The sequence below is a fragment of the Rhodococcus sp. NPDC056960 genome, from assembly GCF_042674125.1.
Lineage (GTDB): Bacteria > Actinomycetota > Actinomycetes > Mycobacteriales > Mycobacteriaceae > Rhodococcus_F.
Window position 1 is genome coordinate 110,399 of the sequence record NZ_JBHURF010000016.1, and the last position, 17,534, is coordinate 127,932.

Genomic DNA, 17,534 nt, shown 5'->3' on the forward strand with positions numbered 1-17,534 from the left:
CCCTCTTCGGTGCAGTCAGTTGATCAGGCGCAGGTCGGAGATGGTGCCGCTCGCGACGAGCATCACGTAGAAGTCGGTGACGATCAGGGTGGCGAGGGTGGTCCACGCGAGCTGCATGTGCCGCGTGTTCAGCTTGCTGACCCCGGTCCACAGCCGGTACCGGATCGGGTGCTTGGAGAAGTGGGTGAGCCTGCCGCCCGTGACGTGCCGGCAGGAATGGCACGAGACGGTGTACGCCCAGAGCAGGATCACATTGCCGACCAGGATGAGTGTGCCGAGCCCGATTCCGAATCCGCCGTCGGCGCCGTGGAACGCGCGGATCGCGTCGTACGTGTTGATCAGCGAGACGACGAGTGCGACGTAGAAGAAGTAGCGGTGCGCGTTCTGGACGATCAGCGGCAGTCGCGTCTCACCCGTATACCGGCCGTGCGGTTCCGCGACCGCGCACGCGGGCGGCGAGAACCACACGGACCGGTAGTAGGCCTTGCGGTAGTAGTAGCACGTGAGCCGGAAGCCGAGCAGGAACGGCAGCACCAGGAACCCGAGCGGGATGATCATCGGCAACTCGCCGATGGGTGTCCCGAAGTCGCTCGAACCGGGCACACACGAATCGCTCAGGCACGGCGAGTAGAACGGGGTCAGGTAGTGGTAGTCCTCGACGAAGTACGCGGTACGGACCCATGACCGGACCGATGCGTACACGACGAACACGGACAGGCCGAGGACCGTCAGCAGCGGGGCCAGCCACCACCGGTCGGTCCGGAGGGTGCGTTCCGCGATCCGGGCACGCGTCGGAGACCCGACGCCGGCACTTTCGGGATTCTTCGGCGGCGCGCTCATCCGCGCTCGTAGTGGAGCCCGCCCAGCCCCTCGTCGTCGACACCGAGCCACATCGACGCGTCGTATGGGGTGTCCGACACCTTGATTCGCTCCACCGGTTCGCGGTGGACGACGTTGGGTGGCGAGGAGTCGAGGTCGCGCGCGTCGATCTCGAGGCGCTCCAGATCGTTGCTCAGTCGCCGCACGGATGCGGCGTCGCCGTACATCGTCTGCAGCGAACCGACAGCGCGCCGAAGGCGGTCGATTGTGCGATTCAATTCGAGCATTTCGGAGGTCGACATGTGACCCCTCCCAACCCAGCCGGATGACGCCGTGACACGAATCACACTACCGACATGCCGGGTACCTCGCGCACATTTCGGCCCTCAACTCGCCGCGACGAAATTTCGGCGGTGCCGCCGAGTCCGTCGATGACTTTCGGTGGGCCGCCGAGTCAGTACCTGTAGGACGATCACCGACGAACCCACCCGGAGGACATCATGGCCGACGCCACGATCGGAAGCATCCTGCTCGCCAGCACACAACCCGAACGGCTGCGGGACTGGTACACTGCGGCATTCTCGCCGAAGGTCGAACGGACGCCCGGCGAACCGGGCTACGACGTCCTCGACTTCGACGGCTTCTACATCATGCTCGACCGGCGCGACGACGTCGGTGACACGAATCCCGAACCGGGACGCGTCCTGCTCAACGTGGAGGTCACCGACGCCCGCGCCGCGGCCGGTCGCCTCGACGACCTCGGTGCCACGTGGCTGTCCCCGCTCGAGGATCGCGACGGCAGCTGGTTCGGCACCGCCGTCGATCCCGACGGCAACTACGTCCAGATCATCGAGCTCAGCGCGCGGGCGCGGGCCGAGATGTCCTGACCCTCACGAAAAGAGACCAGACATGTTGAATCATGCGAGAGCATTCAGCGGATTCGCCGTCGACGACATCGCCGCGGCCAAGTCCTTCTACTCCGACACCCTGGGACTCGAGGTCACCGAGGAGGAGATGGGTCTGCTGGGCCTGCATCTCCCCCAGGGTCCGGTGGTGCTGATCTACCCGAAACCCGATCACACGCCGGCTTCGTTCACCATCCTGAACTTCGCCGTGGACGACGTCGACAAGACCGTCGACGCCCTCACCGAGCGCGGGATCCAGTTCCTGCGGTACGACGGATTCGACCAGGACGACAAGGGGATCATGCGCGGCAATGGCCCGGACATCGCCTGGTTCACCGACCCCGCGGGCAACGTGCTGTCGGTGCTCAGGGAATCCTGACGCCCGCGGATCCGGGTGCGGTGACCGTCGCCGTCAGCCAGGTCGCGTCGAACCAGGTGGACGTGGCCGCACCGAACGACGCCGGGTCGAGGCGCCCGCTGCCCGCGGGCACCGAGCCGACGACGTCGATTCCCGTCACCGCGGGCAGGTCCTCGAGATTGCACCGCTCGGCGAGGTCCGGCTCGTCCGGCCACGACCCGATCACCGTTCCGGCGCAGACCAGGCCGGCCGCTGCCAGCGCCCTAATCGTGAGGTCGGTGTGGTTGAGGGTGCCGAGCCCGGCGGCGGCGACCACGACGGCCGGAGCGTCGAGGGCGAGCGCGAGATCGACGAGCGTGAAACCGTCGGCTCCCAGCCGCACCAGCAGGCCGCCGGCGCCCTCGACGAGCACCAGGTCGTGCCGGGCGTCGAGGGAGCGGACCGTCTCGACGACGTCGGCGCAGCGCAGCATCGGCAGGCCGCTGCGCCGGGCCGCGGTGTCCGGGGCGAGTGGTTCGGGGTAGCGGGCGAGTTCCGCCACGGTCGTGACACCGGACAGTCGGGTCACCTCGGCCAGATCGCCCGGTTCGCCGGGGGCGACGCCGGTCTGGGCAGGCTTGCACACCGCCACTGACAGGCCGGCTGCGCGTGCCGCCGCCGCGAGCGCAGCCGTGACCACCGTCTTGCCGACGTCGGTCGACGTTCCGGTGATCGCCAGGACGCTCATGCCGACGCTCCCGCCAGGACGTCCGTGAGTACGGACTCGATCCGCGCGAGTTCGTCCTGATCGAGCGTGGCCCGGGCGGTGAGCCGCAGACGCGACGTGCCCTCGGGCACCGACGGGGGCCGGAAGCAGCCGACGTGCAGCCCCTGGTCGCGGCAGGCGGCGGCCGCGTCGACGGCGCGTTGCGGGTCGCCGAGGATCACGGAGACCACGGCGGACTCGGGGGTTCCGGCACCGGTGAATCGGGCCAGATCCCGCGCGCGATCCAGGACGGACCGGGCGCGGTGTGGTTCACGCCGGAGCACGCCGAGGGCAGCCCGCGCGGCGCCGACGGCCGCCGGGGCCAGTCCGGTGTCGAAGATGAATGTGCGCGCGGCGTCGACGAGATGCGCGCGGACCTTCTCCGACGCCAGCACCGCTCCGCCCTGGCTGGCCAGCGACTTCGACAGTGTGGCCGTGACGACGATGTCGGGTTCGCCCGCGAGTCCCACCTCGTGCACGAGTCCGCGTCCCCCTGCGCCGCGGACTCCTACTCCGTGCGCCTCGTCCACGACGAGGAACGCGCCGTGCTCGCGGCACACCCGGTGGAGTGCGACGAGCGGTGCCAGATCGCCGTCCGCGCTGAACACCGAATCGGTGACGACGAGCGCCCGCTCCTCCGGCCGGGTGGCCAGGGCACTGCGGACGAAGTCGAGATCGGAGTGCGGTGCGACGGCCACCCGGGCCCGGGACAGCCGGCAGGCGTCGACGAGCGAGGCGTGACTGCCCGCGTCGGAGACGATCAGCGATCCGGCGCCGGACAGTGCGGTGACGGCACCGAGATTCGCGGTGTACCCGGAGGAGAACACCAGCCCGGCCTCGGCGCCCACGAACTCGGCGAGTTCCGATTCGAGCAGTTCGTGCTCGGTGGTCGATCCCGTGACCAGACGAGAGCCGGTGGCCCCCGCTCCCCAGCGGCGGAGTGCAGTCATGGCGCCGTGCAACACCTCCGGGTGCCGGACGAGCCCGAGATAGTCGTTGGACGCGAGGTCGATGAGCGCGTTGCCGGGCGTGCGGGGACGCAGCTCGCGGCGCAGCCCCGCGGCGCGCCGTCGGTCCTCGACGTCGTCGAGCCAGGTGGTGAAGGTGCGGTCGGTACTCACGTTCGGCACGATACCCGAACTTGAACGGTGTTCAACCCGGGTGGACCCGTTTTTCATCGGGTGGCTAGGGTCGAGACCGTGACCTCCCCGAGCCTCTCCGCCGACGACATCACGTCCCTCGACGCCTCGCTGCTCTGGCATCCGTACGGCGCGTTCCCGGCCTCGACCACCCCGCTCGTGGTGACCGAGGCGTCCGGGACGCGCCTGACCCTCGCCGACGGTCGCGAACTCGTCGACGGCATGAGCTCGTGGTGGGCAGCCGTCCACGGCTACCGGCATCCCGTCCTCGACGCGGCGGCGACCGCGCAGCTCGGGCGGATGAGTCACGTGATGTTCGGCGGGCTCACCCACGAACCGGCTGCGCGGCTGGCCCAGCTGCTCGTGGAGATCACCCCGGACGGCCTGGACACGGTGTTCCTCGCCGATTCCGGTTCGGTGTCCGTCGAGGTCGCCGTGAAGATGTGCCTGCAGTACTGGCGCAGTCGCGGGAGGCCGGAGCGCCATCGGCTGCTCACCTGGCGCGGCGGCTACCACGGCGACACATTCGCACCGATGAGCGTCTGCGACCCGGACGGCGGCATGCACTCGCTGTGGACGGACGTCCTGGCCCGGCAGGTCTTCGCGGGACCGCCGCCGCGCGACTTCGACCCGCAGTACGTCGCGGAGTTCGAGCGCCTGGTGGCGGCGCATGCCGGCGAACTGGCGGCGGTCATCGTGGAGCCGGTGGTGCAGGGCGCCGGCGGCATGCGGTTCCACGACCCCCGGTACCTGTCGGAACTGCGGCGGATCTGCGACGAGCACGAACTCCTGCTGGTGTTCGACGAGATCGCGACCGGTTTCGGCCGCACCGGCGAGTTGTTCGCCGCGGACCACGCCGGCGTCGGCCCCGACATCATGTGCGTCGGCAAGGCCCTCACCGGCGGATACATGACGCTCGCGGCGACGCTCTGCTCCACCGACGTGGCGGAGACCATCAGCGCCGGCGAGGCGGGCGGTCTGATGCACGGCCCCACGTTCATGGCCAACCCGCTCGCCTGCGCGGTCGCGGTGGCGTCGATCGAACTCCTGCTGTCGCGCGACTGGCGAGGCGAGGTCGCGGATGTGCGCCGCGAACTCGAATCGGGTCTCGCACCGGCGCGGGAACTCCCCGGCGTCCGGGAGGTCCGGGTGCTCGGCGCGATCGGTGTGATCGAACTCGCCGACTCCGTCGACATGCGGGCCGCCACCGACGCCGCGGTGGCGGCCGGCGTCTGGTTGCGGCCGTTCCGGAACCTGATCTATGCGATGCCGCCGTACGTGTGCACCGGCGAGGACGTGCGGAAGATCACAGCGGGAATGCTTGCTGCCGCACGGAGCTCCGGCCGGGACTGAGAGCCCGCTCTCGTCGGGCTGAGAGCGACGCGAACGCGGGCTAGTGTTCTCGATATGGAAGCGAGCGAGTCGACCGGCACCACTCACATTCCCGTGTGGCCCGGCAGCGCCTACCCGCTGGGCGCCACCTACGACGGGGCCGGGACGAACTTCTCGTTGTTCTCCGAGGTCGCCGAGGCGGTCGATCTGTGCCTGATCGCGAAGGACGGCACCGAGACGCGGGTGCGGCTCGACGAGGTCGACGGCTACGTGTGGCACGCGTACCTGCCGACCGTCGTGCCCGGGCAGCGGTACGGGTACCGGATCCACGGCCCGTGGGACCCCGCCGCCGGGCACCGCTGCGACCCGAGCAAGCTTCTCCTCGACCCCTACGGCAAGGCGTTCGACGGAGACTTCGACGGAGACCGCTCCCTGTTCTCCTACGACATCGAGGCGCCCGCCGATCCCGCCCCCGAGGAACCGGAGGAGACCGCCCTGACCGTCGACACCGACGACATCGAGGCGGAGGACGCGGAGGAGCTCGCCGAGGAACCCGTGGAACCCGAGGAGATCTCGGTGCCGGGGCTGCCGGGACACGACTCGCTCGGTCACACGATGACGACGGTCGTGATCAACCCGTTCTTCGACTGGGCCGCGGACCGCGCGCCGAAACACCCGTACCACGACACCGTGATCTACGAGGCCCACGTCAAGGGCATGACGGCGACGCATCCCGGGGTGCCGGAGGAGCTCCGCGGCACGTACGCGGGTCTGGCGCATCCGGTGATCATCGATCACCTCGTCGACCTCGGGGTCACCGCGATCGAACTGATGCCCGTGCACCAGTTCATGCACGACCAGACCCTCCTCGACAAGGGGCTGCGGAACTACTGGGGTTACAACACGTTCGGCTTCCTCGCCCCGCACACCGGGTATTCGTCGGCGGAGAAGCCGGGCGCCGCGGTGTCGGAGTTCAAGGCGATGGTCCGGTCGTTCCACGAGGCGGGCATCGAGGTGATCCTCGACGTGGTCTACAACCACACCGCCGAGGGCAACCATCTCGGCCCGACCATCTCGTTCCGCGGCATCGACAACGCCGCCTACTACCGGTTGGTCGACGGCGACGCCGAGCACTACATGGACTACACGGGCACCGGGAACAGCCTCAACGCCCGGCACCCGCACACCCTCCAGCTGATCATGGATTCGCTGCGGTACTGGGTCACCGAGATGCACGTCGACGGATTCCGTTTCGACCTCGCGTCCACGCTCGCCCGCGAACTGCACGACGTCGACCGGCTGTCCGCGTTCTTCGACCTCGTCCAACAGGACCCGATCGTCAGCCAGGTCAAGCTCATCGCCGAACCGTGGGACATCGGCGAGGGCGGTTACCAGGTGGGCAACTTCCCCGGCCTGTGGACGGAGTGGAACGGCAAGTACCGCGACACGGTCCGCGACTACTGGCGGGGCGAACCGGCGACGCTCGGCGAATTCGCGTCCCGGCTCACCGGCTCGTCCGACCTCTACGAGGCGACCGGCCGCCGCCCCGGCGCGAGCATCAACTTCGTCATCGCCCACGACGGCTTCACCCTGCACGACCTGGTGTCGTACAACGAGAAGCACAACGAGGCCAACGGCGAGGACAACAACGACGGCGAGAGCCACAACCGGTCCTGGAACTGCGGCGTCGAGGGGCCGACGGACGATCCGGACATCCTCGATCTGCGCGGGCGGCAGAGCCGCAACATCCTGGCCACCCTGCTGCTCAGCCAGGGGACGCCGATGCTGGCGCACGGCGACGAGATGGGCCGCACCCAGCAGGGCAACAACAACGTCTACTGCCAGGACTCGGAACTGTCGTGGATGGACTGGTCGCTGGCCGACTCCAACGCCGATCTGGTCGAATTCACCAAACGGGTGATCGCACTGCGGATGAAGAACCCGGTGTTCCGTCGCCGCCGGTTCTTCGAGGGCACCCCCATCCGCAGCGGTGACCAGACCCGCGACATCGCCTGGCTCACCCCGGGCGGCGAGGAGATGACCCCCGAGGACTGGGACAGCGGTTTCGGGAAGTCGCTGGCGGTCTTCCTGAACGGCGAGGGCATCCCGGAACCCAACCACCGGGGCGAGCGGGTGGTCGGCGACTCGTTCCTGCTGTGTTTCAACGCCCACGACGAGGAGATCGAATTCTCCACACCCAACTCCGATTACGCCGACGAGTGGGCGGTCGTGCTCGACACCGCCGTCCCGACCGGGGCGAAGGAGGCGGTGATCAAGGCCGGCGATCCACTGCAGGTCGAGGCCCGGTCGCTGGTCGTGCTGCGCCGGACCGCGTGAGCCGGGGAGAAGGAATGTCGATCACGGCAACGTACCGGGTCCAGCTGCGCGGTGACTGCTTCACCCTGGCGGATGCCGCCGCGATCGCCGAGTATCTGGACGACCTGGGGATCTCGCACGTCTACCTGTCGCCGATCCTGACGGCCACCACCGGATCGACCCACGGCTACGACGTCACCGACGTCACCCGCGTGTCCCCCGCCCTCGGCGGCCGGGAGGCGCTCGTCGCGCTGTCACGGGCGGTGCGAGAATGCGGCATGGGGATCGTCGTCGACCTCGTCCCCAATCATGTGGGCGTGGCACAGCCGCGTGAGAACGCCTGGTGGTGGGACGTTCTCACCCACGGTCGCCGCTCCGAGTACGCAGACTTCTTCGACATCGACTGGAGTGCGGACAACGGGGCCGACGGCCGGCTCGCGCTGCCCGTCGTCGGATCGGACGCCGATCTCGCGGCGCTGACCGTCGACCGCTCGGGTCCCGAGCCGCTGCTCGCGTTCTACGAGCACCGGTTTCCGATCGCCCCCGGCACCGACGCCGCCGAACCGGTCTCGGTGCACGACGCGCAGTCGTACCGCCTGGTCCCGTGGGACTCCGGGTTGATCGGATACCGCCGGTTCTTCGCGGTCAGCGAACTCGCCGGTATCCGGCAGGAAGATCCCCGCGTGTTCGAGGCCTCGCACCGCGAGCTGCGGAGCTGGGTGGCGGACGGGTTGATCGACGGAGTGCGCATCGACCATCCCGACGGATTGTCCGATCCGGCGCAGTATCTCGACCGGCTGCGGAACGTGATCGGTGCGGACCGCTGGCTCGTCGTCGAAAAGATCCTGGGTCACTCCGAACCCCTCGACGACCACCTGCCGATCGAGGGCACCACCGGCTACGACGCGCTGGCCGAGCTCGGCGGCGTCTTCGTCGATCCGTCGGGAGCACCCGCGCTCACCGCGCTGTCGGCGTCCCGCACCGGCGACCGGGGCGACGCGGCCTGGATCCATGCTCACGAAACCGCCGTCAAGAAGGACGTCGCCGGCACCATCCTCGCGCCGGAGGTCCGGCGTCTCGTCCGGGCGATCCGCGCGGAGACCGGCACCGACTGCGACAGCGAGGACGTCCGCGACGCTGTCGTCGACGTCGTCGCGGCCATGCCCGTGTACCGGTCCGACTACAGCCCACTCGCCGGGCTCGCGGCCCGCGTGATCGGTGACGTCGCGCGGCGCGAACCGCAACGGTCCGACGCACTGTCCGCCCTCGGTGCCGCCCTGATCGCCGGCGGCGAGGCCGCCACCCGCTTCCAGCAGGTGTGCGGCGCCGTGATGGCGAAATCCGTGGAGGACTGCCTGTTCTACCGCACCGCCCGGCTGGTGTCGCTGCAGGAAGTGGGCGGCAATCCGGCGAACGTCGGGGTCTCCCCCGCCGAATTCCACCTCGCGGCCGCCGAGCGGGCCTCCCGGTGGCCGAGGGCGATGACGACCCTGTCGACGCACGACACCAAACGCGGGGAGGACGTCCGCGCCCGGATCGGCATCCTGTCCCAGGTCCCGGACCTGTGGGCCGAATGCGTCGACCAGTGGGAGCGGATCGCCCCCAGCCCGGATCCCGCCACCGGACTGTTCCTGTGGCAGAACCTGTTCGGGGTGTGGCCGGTCGACGGCCGGGCCGCCGCCGACGTGCCCGACTTCCGCGACCGCGTCCACGCGTACGCGGAGAAGGCCGTCCGCGAAGCCGGAACCCGGACGTCGTGGAACGACGTGAACGACGATTTCGAACGCGACCTCCACCGCTGGCTCGACACCGTGCTCGACGGAACCGTCGGGAAGGCGCTCGGTTCGCTGTGCACCCAGCTGGCGCCGCACGCCTGGTCGGACGCGCTCGGGCAGAAGCTTCTCCAGCTGTGCGGACCGGGAATCCCGGACGTGTACCAGGGCACCGAGCTGTGGGAGGACTCCCTCGTCGACCCGGACAATCGGCGTCCCGTCGACTACGACGTGCGGCGGGATCTGCTCGCCGGACTCGGCACTCCGCCGGTCGACGCGATGGGCGCGGCGAAGATGCACGTCGTCCGGACGGCGCTGCGCCTGCGGCGGGACCGTCCGGACAGTTTCGCCGGCGGGACCTACGCGCCGATCTTCGCGTCGGGGGCGGCGGCGGAGCATCTGGTCGGGTTCCTGCGCGGACGCGCGGACGCGGCTCCGGACGTCGTGGCGCTGGCCACTCGTCACAGCGTCGGCGTGGAGCAACGCGGCTGGGGCGACACCACCGTCACCCTCCCCGCCGGCACCTGGACCGACCTGCTCACCTCCCATGCGTATCCCGGCGGCCCCGTCGACGTCGCCGCACTGTTCTCCCGCTACCCCGTTGCCCTCCTGGCCCTGTGAGTACTTCTTAACCGCGGGCGGTTAAGAAGTACTCACAGGGGTACTGGCTCTTGTATGTCGCGACGAGTGATTGCCCGGGCATACGGAGGGCCGGAGGTCCTCGCGGTCGTGGATGCGGAGACGGCCGGTCCCGCTCCCGGCGAGGTGGTGCTCGAGGTTCGCGCCATCGGCGTCAACCCGTTCGACTACAAGCTCTACAGCGGATCTTTCGGCGCCGACCCCGCCGCCCTCCCTCTGGGCCTCGGAAGTGAGGCCGCGGGAGTCGTCGCCCAGGTGGGCGACGGCGCGACCGGGCCGATGGGGCCCCTCTCGGTGGGAGACGAGGTGATCGCCTACCCGCTGTCCGAGGCGTACGCGGATCGGCTTGTCGTGTCCGGTGATTCGGTCGTCCCGAAACCGGCGTCGTTGCCGTGGAACGAGGCTGCCGGGCTCCTCGCGGTCGGGGCGACCGCGGTCGACACTCTCGACACGGGCAACGTCGGCAGCGGCGACCTGCTGCTCGTGCACGCGGCGGCGGGCGGCGTGGGGTCGATGGTGGTGCAGTTGGCGCGGATGCGCGGCGCGACGGTCATCGGCACGGCGCGTCCGGAGAACCACGACTACGTCCGGTCGCTGGGTGCCACCCCGGTGTCGTACGGCGACGGGCTCGGCGACCGGATCCGCGTGCTGGCACCGGACGGGGTGGACGTCGTCATCGACACCGCCGGTGGCGACGAGGCGATCGACGTGTCCGTGGACCTGGTGCGGGACCGTTCACGGTTGGTGACGACGGTCCCCGGACGTCGTCATGCCCAGTTCGGGTTCCGGATCGTCGGTGCGATGGGGCCGGACGGCATGGAGCCCAGGAAGCGGGCTCGCACCGCTCTGGTCGATCTCGCGGGCGCCGGGGACATCCGGGTGCGCGTCGCACGCACGTATGCGCTGTCCGACGCGGCGACGGCGCACACCGATCTCCGGAAGCCGCACGCCGCGGGGAAATTCATACTGCTGCCGTAGCCGCGACCCAACCTTCGGTCAGTGGAGCAGGCTCGCCCTGATCGTCGCTTTCACCCAGTTCCGGTATTCGTCGACGTCCCACCCGCACTGCCGGCGCAGCATCGAATGCACCTGTGGGGACACGACGGTGAACAGGACGTCCGCGGCCCGCTGGACGGAGATCTCGGGACGCAGGAGTTCGTGGGCAGCGAGTCCCTCGGCGAGGGTCATCGCGTTCTCGGCGGACGCCTGCGCTCCCTCCTCGGCGAACTTCCGCATGTCCGGGTCCGCCCCCGAGGATTCGATCGACGTCACCATCAGCGTTCCGGCCCGCTCGAGGATCCCGGTGCTGTACCCGACCATCTGATCGAGGATCCGTTCGACCGGGTCGCCGTCCCGGGGTGCGCGCGGGGGCGGCGCGCCGGAGTCGCCGTCGATCGCCGCGTGCAGTGCCTCGTGGAACAGTTCCGCCTTGCCGCCGGGGAATGCGGTGAACACCGTGCGGGTCGACACCCCGGCGGCCTCGGCCACGTTCCGCACCGTGGTGCTGACGAATCCGCGGTCGGTGAACAGCCGGGCCGCGGCATCGCGGACGAGGAGACGGGTCCGGCGCGCCGATTCCGCACGCAGCGGCGAACTGTAGGTCCTCTTGGCGATCTCGGGCACGGTCTCACGTTAGATGCATTCGATGCATCAGCCGTGCAATCGATACGACACGGCGATCCGCCGCGCATCGACCGGGCGAAACGCCCGATACCTACGACTTCGGGTGTTCCACCCAGGCATCGGATCCGGGAAACACGAGCGCCTCGTGGCCGTCGTCGTACCGGACGAGATAGGGCGGTTCGCCGTTCTCTCCGTGGACCTCCACGACCTCGGCGGTGGTCTCGTGCACTCCGACCACCCGGCCCTGAACGTGTAACCGGTCTCCCACTGCTACGTGCATGACTGCTCCTCGCGACGTTCGAGTCCGTACTCTCAGCTTGCTACTTCCGGAGTCGACGCGAAAGGGCCGACTCGCCGCCGTCTCCGCGCGGGTGTGCCAGGGTGGGAACATGGTCACGTACCGATACCTCGACAAGGACCGCAACGTGCTCGAAGAGCACGACTTCGGCACCGTGCAGGACGCCGAGGAGCACCGGTTGTCCGTTCTCGGCGCCGAGATCATCGAGGAGGCCGACGACACCGGCGCGTCCGACAGCTGACTGTCCTGCGCGGACCGCCGGGTACGGGCATGCTGATCGGGTGCACACATTCGAGGTATGGGCCCCGATTCCGACTTCCGTTCGCGTCGAGGTCGACGGTGAACACCACGACATGACCCGGTCGTCGGACGGGTGGTGGCGAGTGGACGCCCCGGCGTCGCCGAATTCGCGGTACGGATTCCTTCTCGACGACAGTGACACCGCGCTGCCCGACCCGCGGTCCCCGCGCCAGCCCGACGGCGTGCACAGCCGCTCCCAACTCCACACCGTCGACGAGAGCGCCTGGACCGACTCGCACTGGACCGGGCGGCAACTCGCCGGGTCCGTCGTCTACGAACTGCACGTGGGCACGTTCACGCCCGAGGGGACGTTCGCCGCCGCGGTCGACAGACTCGACCATCTCGTCGACCTCGGCATCGACTTCGTGGAACTGATGCCCGTCAACGGTTTCAACGGGACGCACAACTGGGGGTACGACGGCGTCCTCTGGTACACGGTGCACGAGGGGTACGGCGGGCCGGACGGTCTGCAGACGCTGGTCGACGCGTGTCACGCCCGCGGTCTCGGCGTGGTCCTCGACGCGGTGTACAACCATCTCGGTCCGTCCGGGAACTACCTCGACCGGTACGGGCCCTACCTGGCTCAGGGCGCGAACACCTGGGGCCGGAGCATCAACCTCGACGGCCCCGGCAGCGGCGAGGTGCGCCGCTTCATCATCGACAACGCGTTGCGGTGGTTTCGCGAGTTCCACATCGACGCGCTCCGCCTGGACGCCGTGCACGCGCTCGTCGACCACACCGCCACCCACCTGCTCGAGGATCTGGCGGTCGAGACCCGCCGGCTGTCGGCGCATCTGAGGCGGCCGCTGACGCTGATCGCCGAGAGCGACCTCAATGATCCCCGCCTGATCACGTCGCGGTCCGCGGGCGGCTTCGGCCTCGACGCGCAGTGGGACGACGACGTGCACCACGCGATCCACGCCGCCGTCTCGGGCGAGAGGCAGGGCTATTACGGCGATTTCGGTTCGATGGCCTGCCTCGCCGACACGCTGCGCCAGGGCTGGTTCCACGCCGGGACGTTCTCGACGTTCCGCGGTCGCACCCACGGCAGGCCGCTGGACACGAGGCGAACACCCGCCAGTTCGCTGGTCACGTACACGTGCACCCACGATCAGATCGGGAACCGTGCGATCGGAGACCGCCCCGGCGCGTATCTCGATCCGGGGCAGCTCGCGGTGAAGGCCGCGCTGGTTTTCTGCTCACCGTTCACGCCGATGCTGTTCATGGGCGAGGAGTGGGGGGCAAGCACCCCGTTCCAGTTCTTCACGTCGCATCCGGAGCCGGAACTCGCGAAGGCCACGGCGGAGGGACGCAAGGCCGAGTTCGCGGAGCACGGCTGGAGCACGGACGACGTCCCCGATCCGCAGGACCCGGAGACGTTCGAGCGGTCGAAGCTCGACTGGGACGAAGCGGCCCGGGAGCCGCACGCCCGGCTGCTGCACTGCTACCGCTCGTTGCTGCGCCTGCGACGGGACCGCGCGGAGCTGACGGATCCGTGGCTCGCGAACCTGTCCGTCGACTACGACGAGGCGTCGCAGTGGATCGTGATCCACCGCGGCGCACTCCGGATCGCCTGCAACCTGAGCGCCGAACCGGTGACCGTCCCGGTCGGCGGCTCCCCTCTGCTCTGGTGGGAGCCGCCGACGCAGGACGAGACCGCGTCGGCGACGGTGCTACCGGGTCACTCGTTCGTGGTGCTCGACAGCTCGCCCTGACGGTCGCGCAGCATCCGCAGGACGAGGAGCGCGGTCGCGAACATGATCACGGCGGTCGCGCCGGCGGCGACGTGCATGCCGTCGACGAACGACGCCTGCGCGGACTCGAGGAACACCGTCCGCGCCGTGTCGGGGAGGTGCTGAGCCTCCGCGACCGCGGCGCCGAGGGTGCCCTGCGCAGCCTCGACCTGACCCGGGGCCAGCATCGACGTGTCGAGTCCGGATCGGAAGATCGCCATGACGACGCTGCCCAGTACCGCGACGCCGAGCGCGATGCCGAGTTCGTACGCCGTCTCGGACACCGCCGAGGCCGCGCCTGCCCGTTCGGGTTCGACGGCGCTGACCACGAGGTCGGACGTCAGGGTCAGCGCGATACCGACACCGGTGCCGGCGAGACCGAAGCCCACGACGAACATGGTCGGGGCACCGTCCACGCCGAGCGTGAGCATGAGCGCTGCACCCACACCGGCGACGGCGAGTCCGCCGCCGAGCACGTGCGAGGTGGCCCACCGCCGCACCAGCCAGGCCGCCGCGAGTGCCGTGATCGCACTCATCAGCATGCCGGGCAGCATCAGCACACCCGATTCGAACGCGCTGTTGCCCAGCACCAACTGCAGGTACTGCGATCCGAAGAACAGCACACCGGCCAGCGCGAAGATCGACAGCAGATTGGTGAGGACTGCGGTCGAGAAAGCCGGCTTGGCGAACAGGCCGATGTCGATCATCGGGTCCTTCATCGCCTTCTGCCTGCGCACGAACACCACACCCGAAGCGAGACCGACCAGCCCGACGGCGAGCAGGACGGGGTCGACCCCGTGCACGACGGTCTCCTTCACCGCGTACACGAGCGGCAGCATCGTCGTCATCGACAGCGCCGCGCTGATCAGGTCGAAGCGTCCCGGGGCGGGATCCTTCGACTCGGGAATCACCAGCGGCCCGACGCCGATCAGGACCAGCATCACGGGGAGGTTGACCAGGAAGACCGAGCCCCACCAGAAGTGCTCGAGCAGCCAGCCGCCGATCAGCGGGCCCGCCGCGGTGCCGCCGCCGGCCATCGCACCCCACACGCCGATGGCGAGGGTCCGCTGGCGCGGGTCGACGAAGATGGTGCGGATCAGGCCGAGCGTCGCGGGCATCAGCGTCGCGCCCGAGATTCCCTGCAGCACACGCGCGGCGATCAGCATCTCGGGCGTGGGCGCCCAGGCCGCGATCAGCGACGCGATACCGAATCCGGCGGCGCCGATGAGCAGCAGCCGGCGCCGTCCGATCCGGTCTCCGAGCGTGCCCATCGTGATGAGCAGGCCCGCGAGGACGAACGAGTAGACGTCGATGATCCAGAGCAACTGCGTGCTGCTGGGTTCGAGGTCGGCGCTGATGAACGGGAGTGCGAGGTCGAGCACCGTGCCGTCGACGGCGATCAGGAGGACGGCGAATGCCAGGACGACGAGTCCGAGCCAGTCTCGGCGCGACGCGGACGACTGATCTGGAGCGCCGTGGGCGCCGTTGATCCCGCGATCTGTGGAGACAGACATGTTTATCTTCCTGCAACTTTCCGATTCGAGAGCGGACACTGTACCTGAACCGTCCGGCCGGTACAGTTTCGTTACCATACCGTGAACCGTCCGGACGGTAAAGTTATTTCCGGGGTACAGTCCCTCTCCATGGCTGCCGGTACGCGCGATCGAATACTCGACGCCCTCGAGAAGCTGTTGCTCGACGTGGGGATAGCCCAGGTGACCCTCGAGGCCGTCGCCGCCGAGGCCGGGGTGTCCAAGGGCGGACTGCTTTATCACTTCCCCAGCAAGGAAGCGCTCCTCGCCGCCATGGTGCGCCGGCTCGGCGAGCGGGCCGACGCCCAACTCGCCGACGCCGTGTCCGGGGGCACTTCGATGTCCGAGTGGTATCTGCAGGTTCCCGACGCGAACACCACCGAGGAACTCGCCCTCTACCGTTCGACCATCGCCGCCCTACGGAGCGTCGACGGTCAGCACGACGAGATCCAGAAGGCCGTCACCGACGTCATGCGCAGTTGGGACGAGGGTCTGCAGGGCGAGATCGACGACCCCGTGCAGGCCGAGATCGTGCGCCTCGTCGGCGACGGCATCTACCTGGCGGCGCTGCTCAGGCTTCCGATGCCCGAGCCCGAGCTGTACAAGAAGGTCGTCGCGCGGCTGCTGCAGAAATAGCGGCTCAGGTGAGGTAGCGGTACGCGGGGCTTCCCGGCTCCAGACGTTCCACCTGCATCCGCGACTGCTCCATCCGCTCGAGCAGTTCGCCGAGCCCCTCGGCCTTGCCGAGTTCGATACCCACCAGAGCGGCGCCGGTCTCCCGGTTGTTCCGCTTCACGTACTCGAACAGGGTGATGTCGTCCTCGGGGCCGAGCACCTCGTCCAGGAAGCGACGCAGCGCGCCCGGTTCCTGCGGGAAGTCGACCAGGAAGTAGTGCTTGAGACCGAGATTCACCAGCGAGCGTTCCAGGATCTCGCCGTACCGGGAGACGTCGTTGTTGCCGCCGGAGATCAGGCACACCACCGTCGACCCCGGCTCGAACGTGATGTTCCCGAGCGCCGCCACCGACAGGGCACCTGCCGGCTCGGCGATGATGCCCTCGTTCTGGTACAGCTCGAGCATCGTGGTGCAGAGCGCACCCTCGTCGAGGTTGGTCATCACGAAGCTCTCCGCGTCGAGCCGGATCGTGGACGACTGATCGGCCTGGCCCAGCGACGTGTGCGTCACCACCTCGGCGCCCAGGGCGGACACCACGGCGTAGGGCAGATCGCCGACCCGCTTCACGGAGGCGCCGTCGACGAACGGATCGATCTCCGTCAACGTCACGGGACCGCCGGCCACCAGCGCTGCCGTCATCGACGCGGCCCCCGTCGGCTCCACCCCGACGATGGCCGCGCGGGGTGCGTGGGCACGCAGATACGTGGCGATGCCGGCGATGCACCCGCCGCCACCGACCGGGACCAGGACGGAGTCGGGGGCCGCACCGAGCTGCACGAGGATCTCGGCGGCGATGGTGCCCTGTCCGGCTGCGGTGCGGGCGTCGTCGAACGGCGCCACCATCGTCGCGCCCGTTCGCTGCACATCCGCGGCGGCCGCGGCGGCCGCCGCGTCGTACGTCTCCCCCGTCAGGATCAGCTCGACGAACTCGCCGCCGTGCGCGCGAATGCGATCGCGCTTCTGCTTGGGCGTATTCGACGGAACGTAGATGCGGCCGGTGATTTCCATTGTGCGGCAAGCGAACGCGACACCCTGCGCGTGGTTGCCTGCGCTGGCCGTCACCACTCCGGCCGCACGCTCGGCAGCATCGAGCTGCGCCATGAGATTGTAGGCGCCGCGCAGTTTGTACGAGCGGACGACCTGCAGATCTTCACGTTTGAGATAGACGTTCGCGCCCGTCAGCGCCGACAGGCGCTCACTCCACTGCAACGGGGTCGCGTCGATCACGTGCGAAATTCGCTCGATGGCCGCGTCGATCTCGCCCACGGTGAGGGGCGAGGTGATGTTCTGGGCTGCGGTATCGGGCGATGTGGACACCCGGATATGTTCCCACTCTCCAGCCATGGA

The 17,534-nt window shown here is 69.1% G+C and carries 17 protein-coding genes; 9 read left to right on the plus strand and 8 right to left on the minus strand.

The window, feature by feature from the left end:
- Positions 1-15: 15 nt before the first annotated feature.
- Together ACFTWF_RS25410 and ACFTWF_RS25415 are read right to left on the minus strand one after the other, a co-directional pair.
- Complete coding sequence (locus ACFTWF_RS25410; RefSeq protein WP_378463924.1) at positions 16-840, minus strand: hypothetical protein; 825 nt, start codon at positions 838-840, stop codon at positions 16-18.
- Positions 837-1,121 carry a hypothetical protein gene (locus tag ACFTWF_RS25415; RefSeq protein WP_185724391.1) on the minus strand — a complete coding sequence of 95 codons (285 nt, stop codon included), beginning with the start codon at positions 1,119-1,121 and terminating at the stop codon, positions 837-839. Before ACFTWF_RS25415 ends, ACFTWF_RS25410 begins: the two co-directional genes overlap by 4 nt.
- A 198-nt stretch (positions 1,122-1,319) precedes the next feature.
- Here ACFTWF_RS25415 and ACFTWF_RS25420 point away from each other — a divergent pair, with 198 nt between their 5' ends.
- Entirely contained in the window at positions 1,320-1,706 is a 387-nt protein-coding gene (locus ACFTWF_RS25420) for a VOC family protein (protein WP_378463925.1), read from the plus strand.
- 22 nt (positions 1,707-1,728) lie between these two features.
- Positions 1,729-2,103 carry a VOC family protein gene (locus ACFTWF_RS25425; RefSeq protein WP_378463926.1) on the plus strand — a complete coding sequence of 125 codons (375 nt, stop codon included), beginning with the start codon at positions 1,729-1,731 and terminating at the stop codon, positions 2,101-2,103.
- Here ACFTWF_RS25425 and bioD read toward each other — a convergent pair.
- Complete coding sequence (bioD, locus tag ACFTWF_RS25430) at positions 2,090-2,809, minus strand: dethiobiotin synthase (RefSeq protein WP_378463927.1); 720 nt, start codon at positions 2,807-2,809, stop codon at positions 2,090-2,092. The two genes, ACFTWF_RS25425 and bioD, sit on opposite strands and share 14 nt — an antisense overlap.
- Entirely contained in the window at positions 2,806-4,005 is a 1,200-nt protein-coding gene (locus ACFTWF_RS25435; RefSeq protein WP_378463928.1) for an 8-amino-7-oxononanoate synthase, read from the minus strand. Before ACFTWF_RS25435 ends, bioD begins: the two co-directional genes overlap by 4 nt.
- A gap of 21 nt (positions 4,006-4,026) precedes the next feature.
- Between ACFTWF_RS25435 and ACFTWF_RS25440 the strand changes: the two genes are divergently transcribed.
- Genes ACFTWF_RS25440 through ACFTWF_RS25455 form a run of 4 tightly spaced genes read left to right on the plus strand, consistent with a single transcriptional unit; the run spans position 4,027 to position 11,003 of the window.
- Positions 4,027-5,319 (plus strand): adenosylmethionine--8-amino-7-oxononanoate transaminase, encoded by a 1,293-nt coding sequence (locus ACFTWF_RS25440; protein WP_378463929.1) that lies wholly within the window; start codon positions 4,027-4,029, stop codon positions 5,317-5,319.
- A gap of 54 nt (positions 5,320-5,373) precedes the next feature.
- Positions 5,374-7,635 carry a glycogen debranching protein GlgX gene (glgX, locus tag ACFTWF_RS25445; RefSeq protein ID WP_378463930.1) on the plus strand — a complete coding sequence of 754 codons (2,262 nt, stop codon included), beginning with the start codon at positions 5,374-5,376 and terminating at the stop codon, positions 7,633-7,635.
- A gap of 14 nt (positions 7,636-7,649) precedes the next feature.
- Entirely contained in the window at positions 7,650-10,007 is a 2,358-nt protein-coding gene (gene treY, locus ACFTWF_RS25450) for a malto-oligosyltrehalose synthase (RefSeq protein ID WP_378463931.1), read from the plus strand.
- A gap of 54 nt (positions 10,008-10,061) precedes the next feature.
- Positions 10,062-11,003 (plus strand): NADP-dependent oxidoreductase, encoded by a 942-nt coding sequence (locus ACFTWF_RS25455; RefSeq protein WP_378463932.1) that lies wholly within the window; start codon positions 10,062-10,064, stop codon positions 11,001-11,003.
- Positions 11,004-11,021: 18 nt separating this feature from the next.
- Here ACFTWF_RS25455 and ACFTWF_RS25460 read toward each other — a convergent pair whose 3' ends face one another.
- Positions 11,022-11,648 carry a TetR/AcrR family transcriptional regulator gene (locus ACFTWF_RS25460; RefSeq protein WP_378463933.1) on the minus strand — a complete coding sequence of 209 codons (627 nt, stop codon included), beginning with the start codon at positions 11,646-11,648 and terminating at the stop codon, positions 11,022-11,024.
- Between the two features lie 91 nt (positions 11,649-11,739).
- The gene (locus ACFTWF_RS25465) at positions 11,740-11,928 is read right to left on the minus strand and encodes a DUF1918 domain-containing protein (protein ID WP_005247576.1); all 189 of its coding nucleotides are present in this window, start codon (positions 11,926-11,928) and stop codon (positions 11,740-11,742) included.
- A gap of 109 nt (positions 11,929-12,037) precedes the next feature.
- On the opposite strand from ACFTWF_RS25465, the gene ACFTWF_RS25470 reads away from it, so the two are divergent.
- Positions 12,038-12,187, plus strand: coding sequence for a hypothetical protein (locus ACFTWF_RS25470; protein WP_378463934.1), 150 nt, complete (start codon positions 12,038-12,040; stop codon positions 12,185-12,187).
- A gap of 40 nt (positions 12,188-12,227) precedes the next feature.
- On the plus strand, positions 12,228-13,961 hold the full coding sequence (gene treZ, locus ACFTWF_RS25475) for a malto-oligosyltrehalose trehalohydrolase (protein WP_378463935.1): 1,734 nt from the start codon (positions 12,228-12,230) through the stop codon (positions 13,959-13,961).
- Here treZ and ACFTWF_RS25480 read toward each other — a convergent pair.
- Positions 13,928-15,493 carry an MFS transporter gene (locus ACFTWF_RS25480; RefSeq protein WP_378463936.1) on the minus strand — a complete coding sequence of 522 codons (1,566 nt, stop codon included), beginning with the start codon at positions 15,491-15,493 and terminating at the stop codon, positions 13,928-13,930. The genes treZ and ACFTWF_RS25480 overlap by 34 nt on opposite strands.
- 129 nt (positions 15,494-15,622) lie before the next feature.
- Between ACFTWF_RS25480 and ACFTWF_RS25485 the strand changes: the two genes are divergently transcribed.
- Entirely contained in the window at positions 15,623-16,147 is a 525-nt protein-coding gene (locus ACFTWF_RS25485; RefSeq protein WP_378463937.1) for a TetR/AcrR family transcriptional regulator, read from the plus strand.
- Between the two features lie 4 nt (positions 16,148-16,151).
- On the opposite strand, the gene ilvA is transcribed toward ACFTWF_RS25485, so the two are convergent.
- A complete protein-coding gene (gene ilvA, locus ACFTWF_RS25490; protein ID WP_378463938.1) occupies positions 16,152-17,504 on the minus strand; it encodes a threonine ammonia-lyase IlvA in 1,353 nt (450 codons plus the stop codon).
- Positions 17,505-17,534 lie beyond the last annotated feature (30 nt).

What these genes read in the sequence shown, in the direction of transcription:
- bioD (WP_378463927.1), bottom strand. Translation starts at nt 2,809, where the DNA reads ATGAGCGTCCTGGCGATCACCGGAACGTCGACCGACGTCGGCAAGACG.
- ACFTWF_RS25415 (WP_185724391.1), bottom strand. Translation starts at nt 1,121, where the DNA reads ATGTCGACCTCCGAAATGCTCGAATTGAATCGCACAATCGACCGCCTT.
- ACFTWF_RS25470 (WP_378463934.1), top strand. Translation starts at nt 12,038, where the DNA reads ATGGTCACGTACCGATACCTCGACAAGGACCGCAACGTGCTCGAAGAG.
- glgX (WP_378463930.1), top strand. Translation starts at nt 5,374, where the DNA reads ATGGAAGCGAGCGAGTCGACCGGCACCACTCACATTCCCGTGTGGCCC.
- ACFTWF_RS25410 (WP_378463924.1), bottom strand. Translation starts at nt 840, where the DNA reads ATGAGCGCGCCGCCGAAGAATCCCGAAAGTGCCGGCGTCGGGTCTCCG.
- ACFTWF_RS25425 (WP_378463926.1), top strand. Translation starts at nt 1,729, where the DNA reads ATGTTGAATCATGCGAGAGCATTCAGCGGATTCGCCGTCGACGACATC.
- ACFTWF_RS25485 (WP_378463937.1), top strand. Translation starts at nt 15,623, where the DNA reads ATGGCTGCCGGTACGCGCGATCGAATACTCGACGCCCTCGAGAAGCTG.
- treY (WP_378463931.1), top strand. Translation starts at nt 7,650, where the DNA reads ATGTCGATCACGGCAACGTACCGGGTCCAGCTGCGCGGTGACTGCTTC.
- ACFTWF_RS25420 (WP_378463925.1), top strand. Translation starts at nt 1,320, where the DNA reads ATGGCCGACGCCACGATCGGAAGCATCCTGCTCGCCAGCACACAACCC.
- ACFTWF_RS25435 (WP_378463928.1), bottom strand. Translation starts at nt 4,005, where the DNA reads ATGAAAAACGGGTCCACCCGGGTTGAACACCGTTCAAGTTCGGGTATC.
- ACFTWF_RS25455 (WP_378463932.1), top strand. Translation starts at nt 10,062, where the DNA reads ATGTCGCGACGAGTGATTGCCCGGGCATACGGAGGGCCGGAGGTCCTC.
- ACFTWF_RS25465 (WP_005247576.1), bottom strand. Translation starts at nt 11,928, where the DNA reads ATGCACGTAGCAGTGGGAGACCGGTTACACGTTCAGGGCCGGGTGGTC.
- ACFTWF_RS25480 (WP_378463936.1), bottom strand. Translation starts at nt 15,493, where the DNA reads ATGTCTGTCTCCACAGATCGCGGGATCAACGGCGCCCACGGCGCTCCA.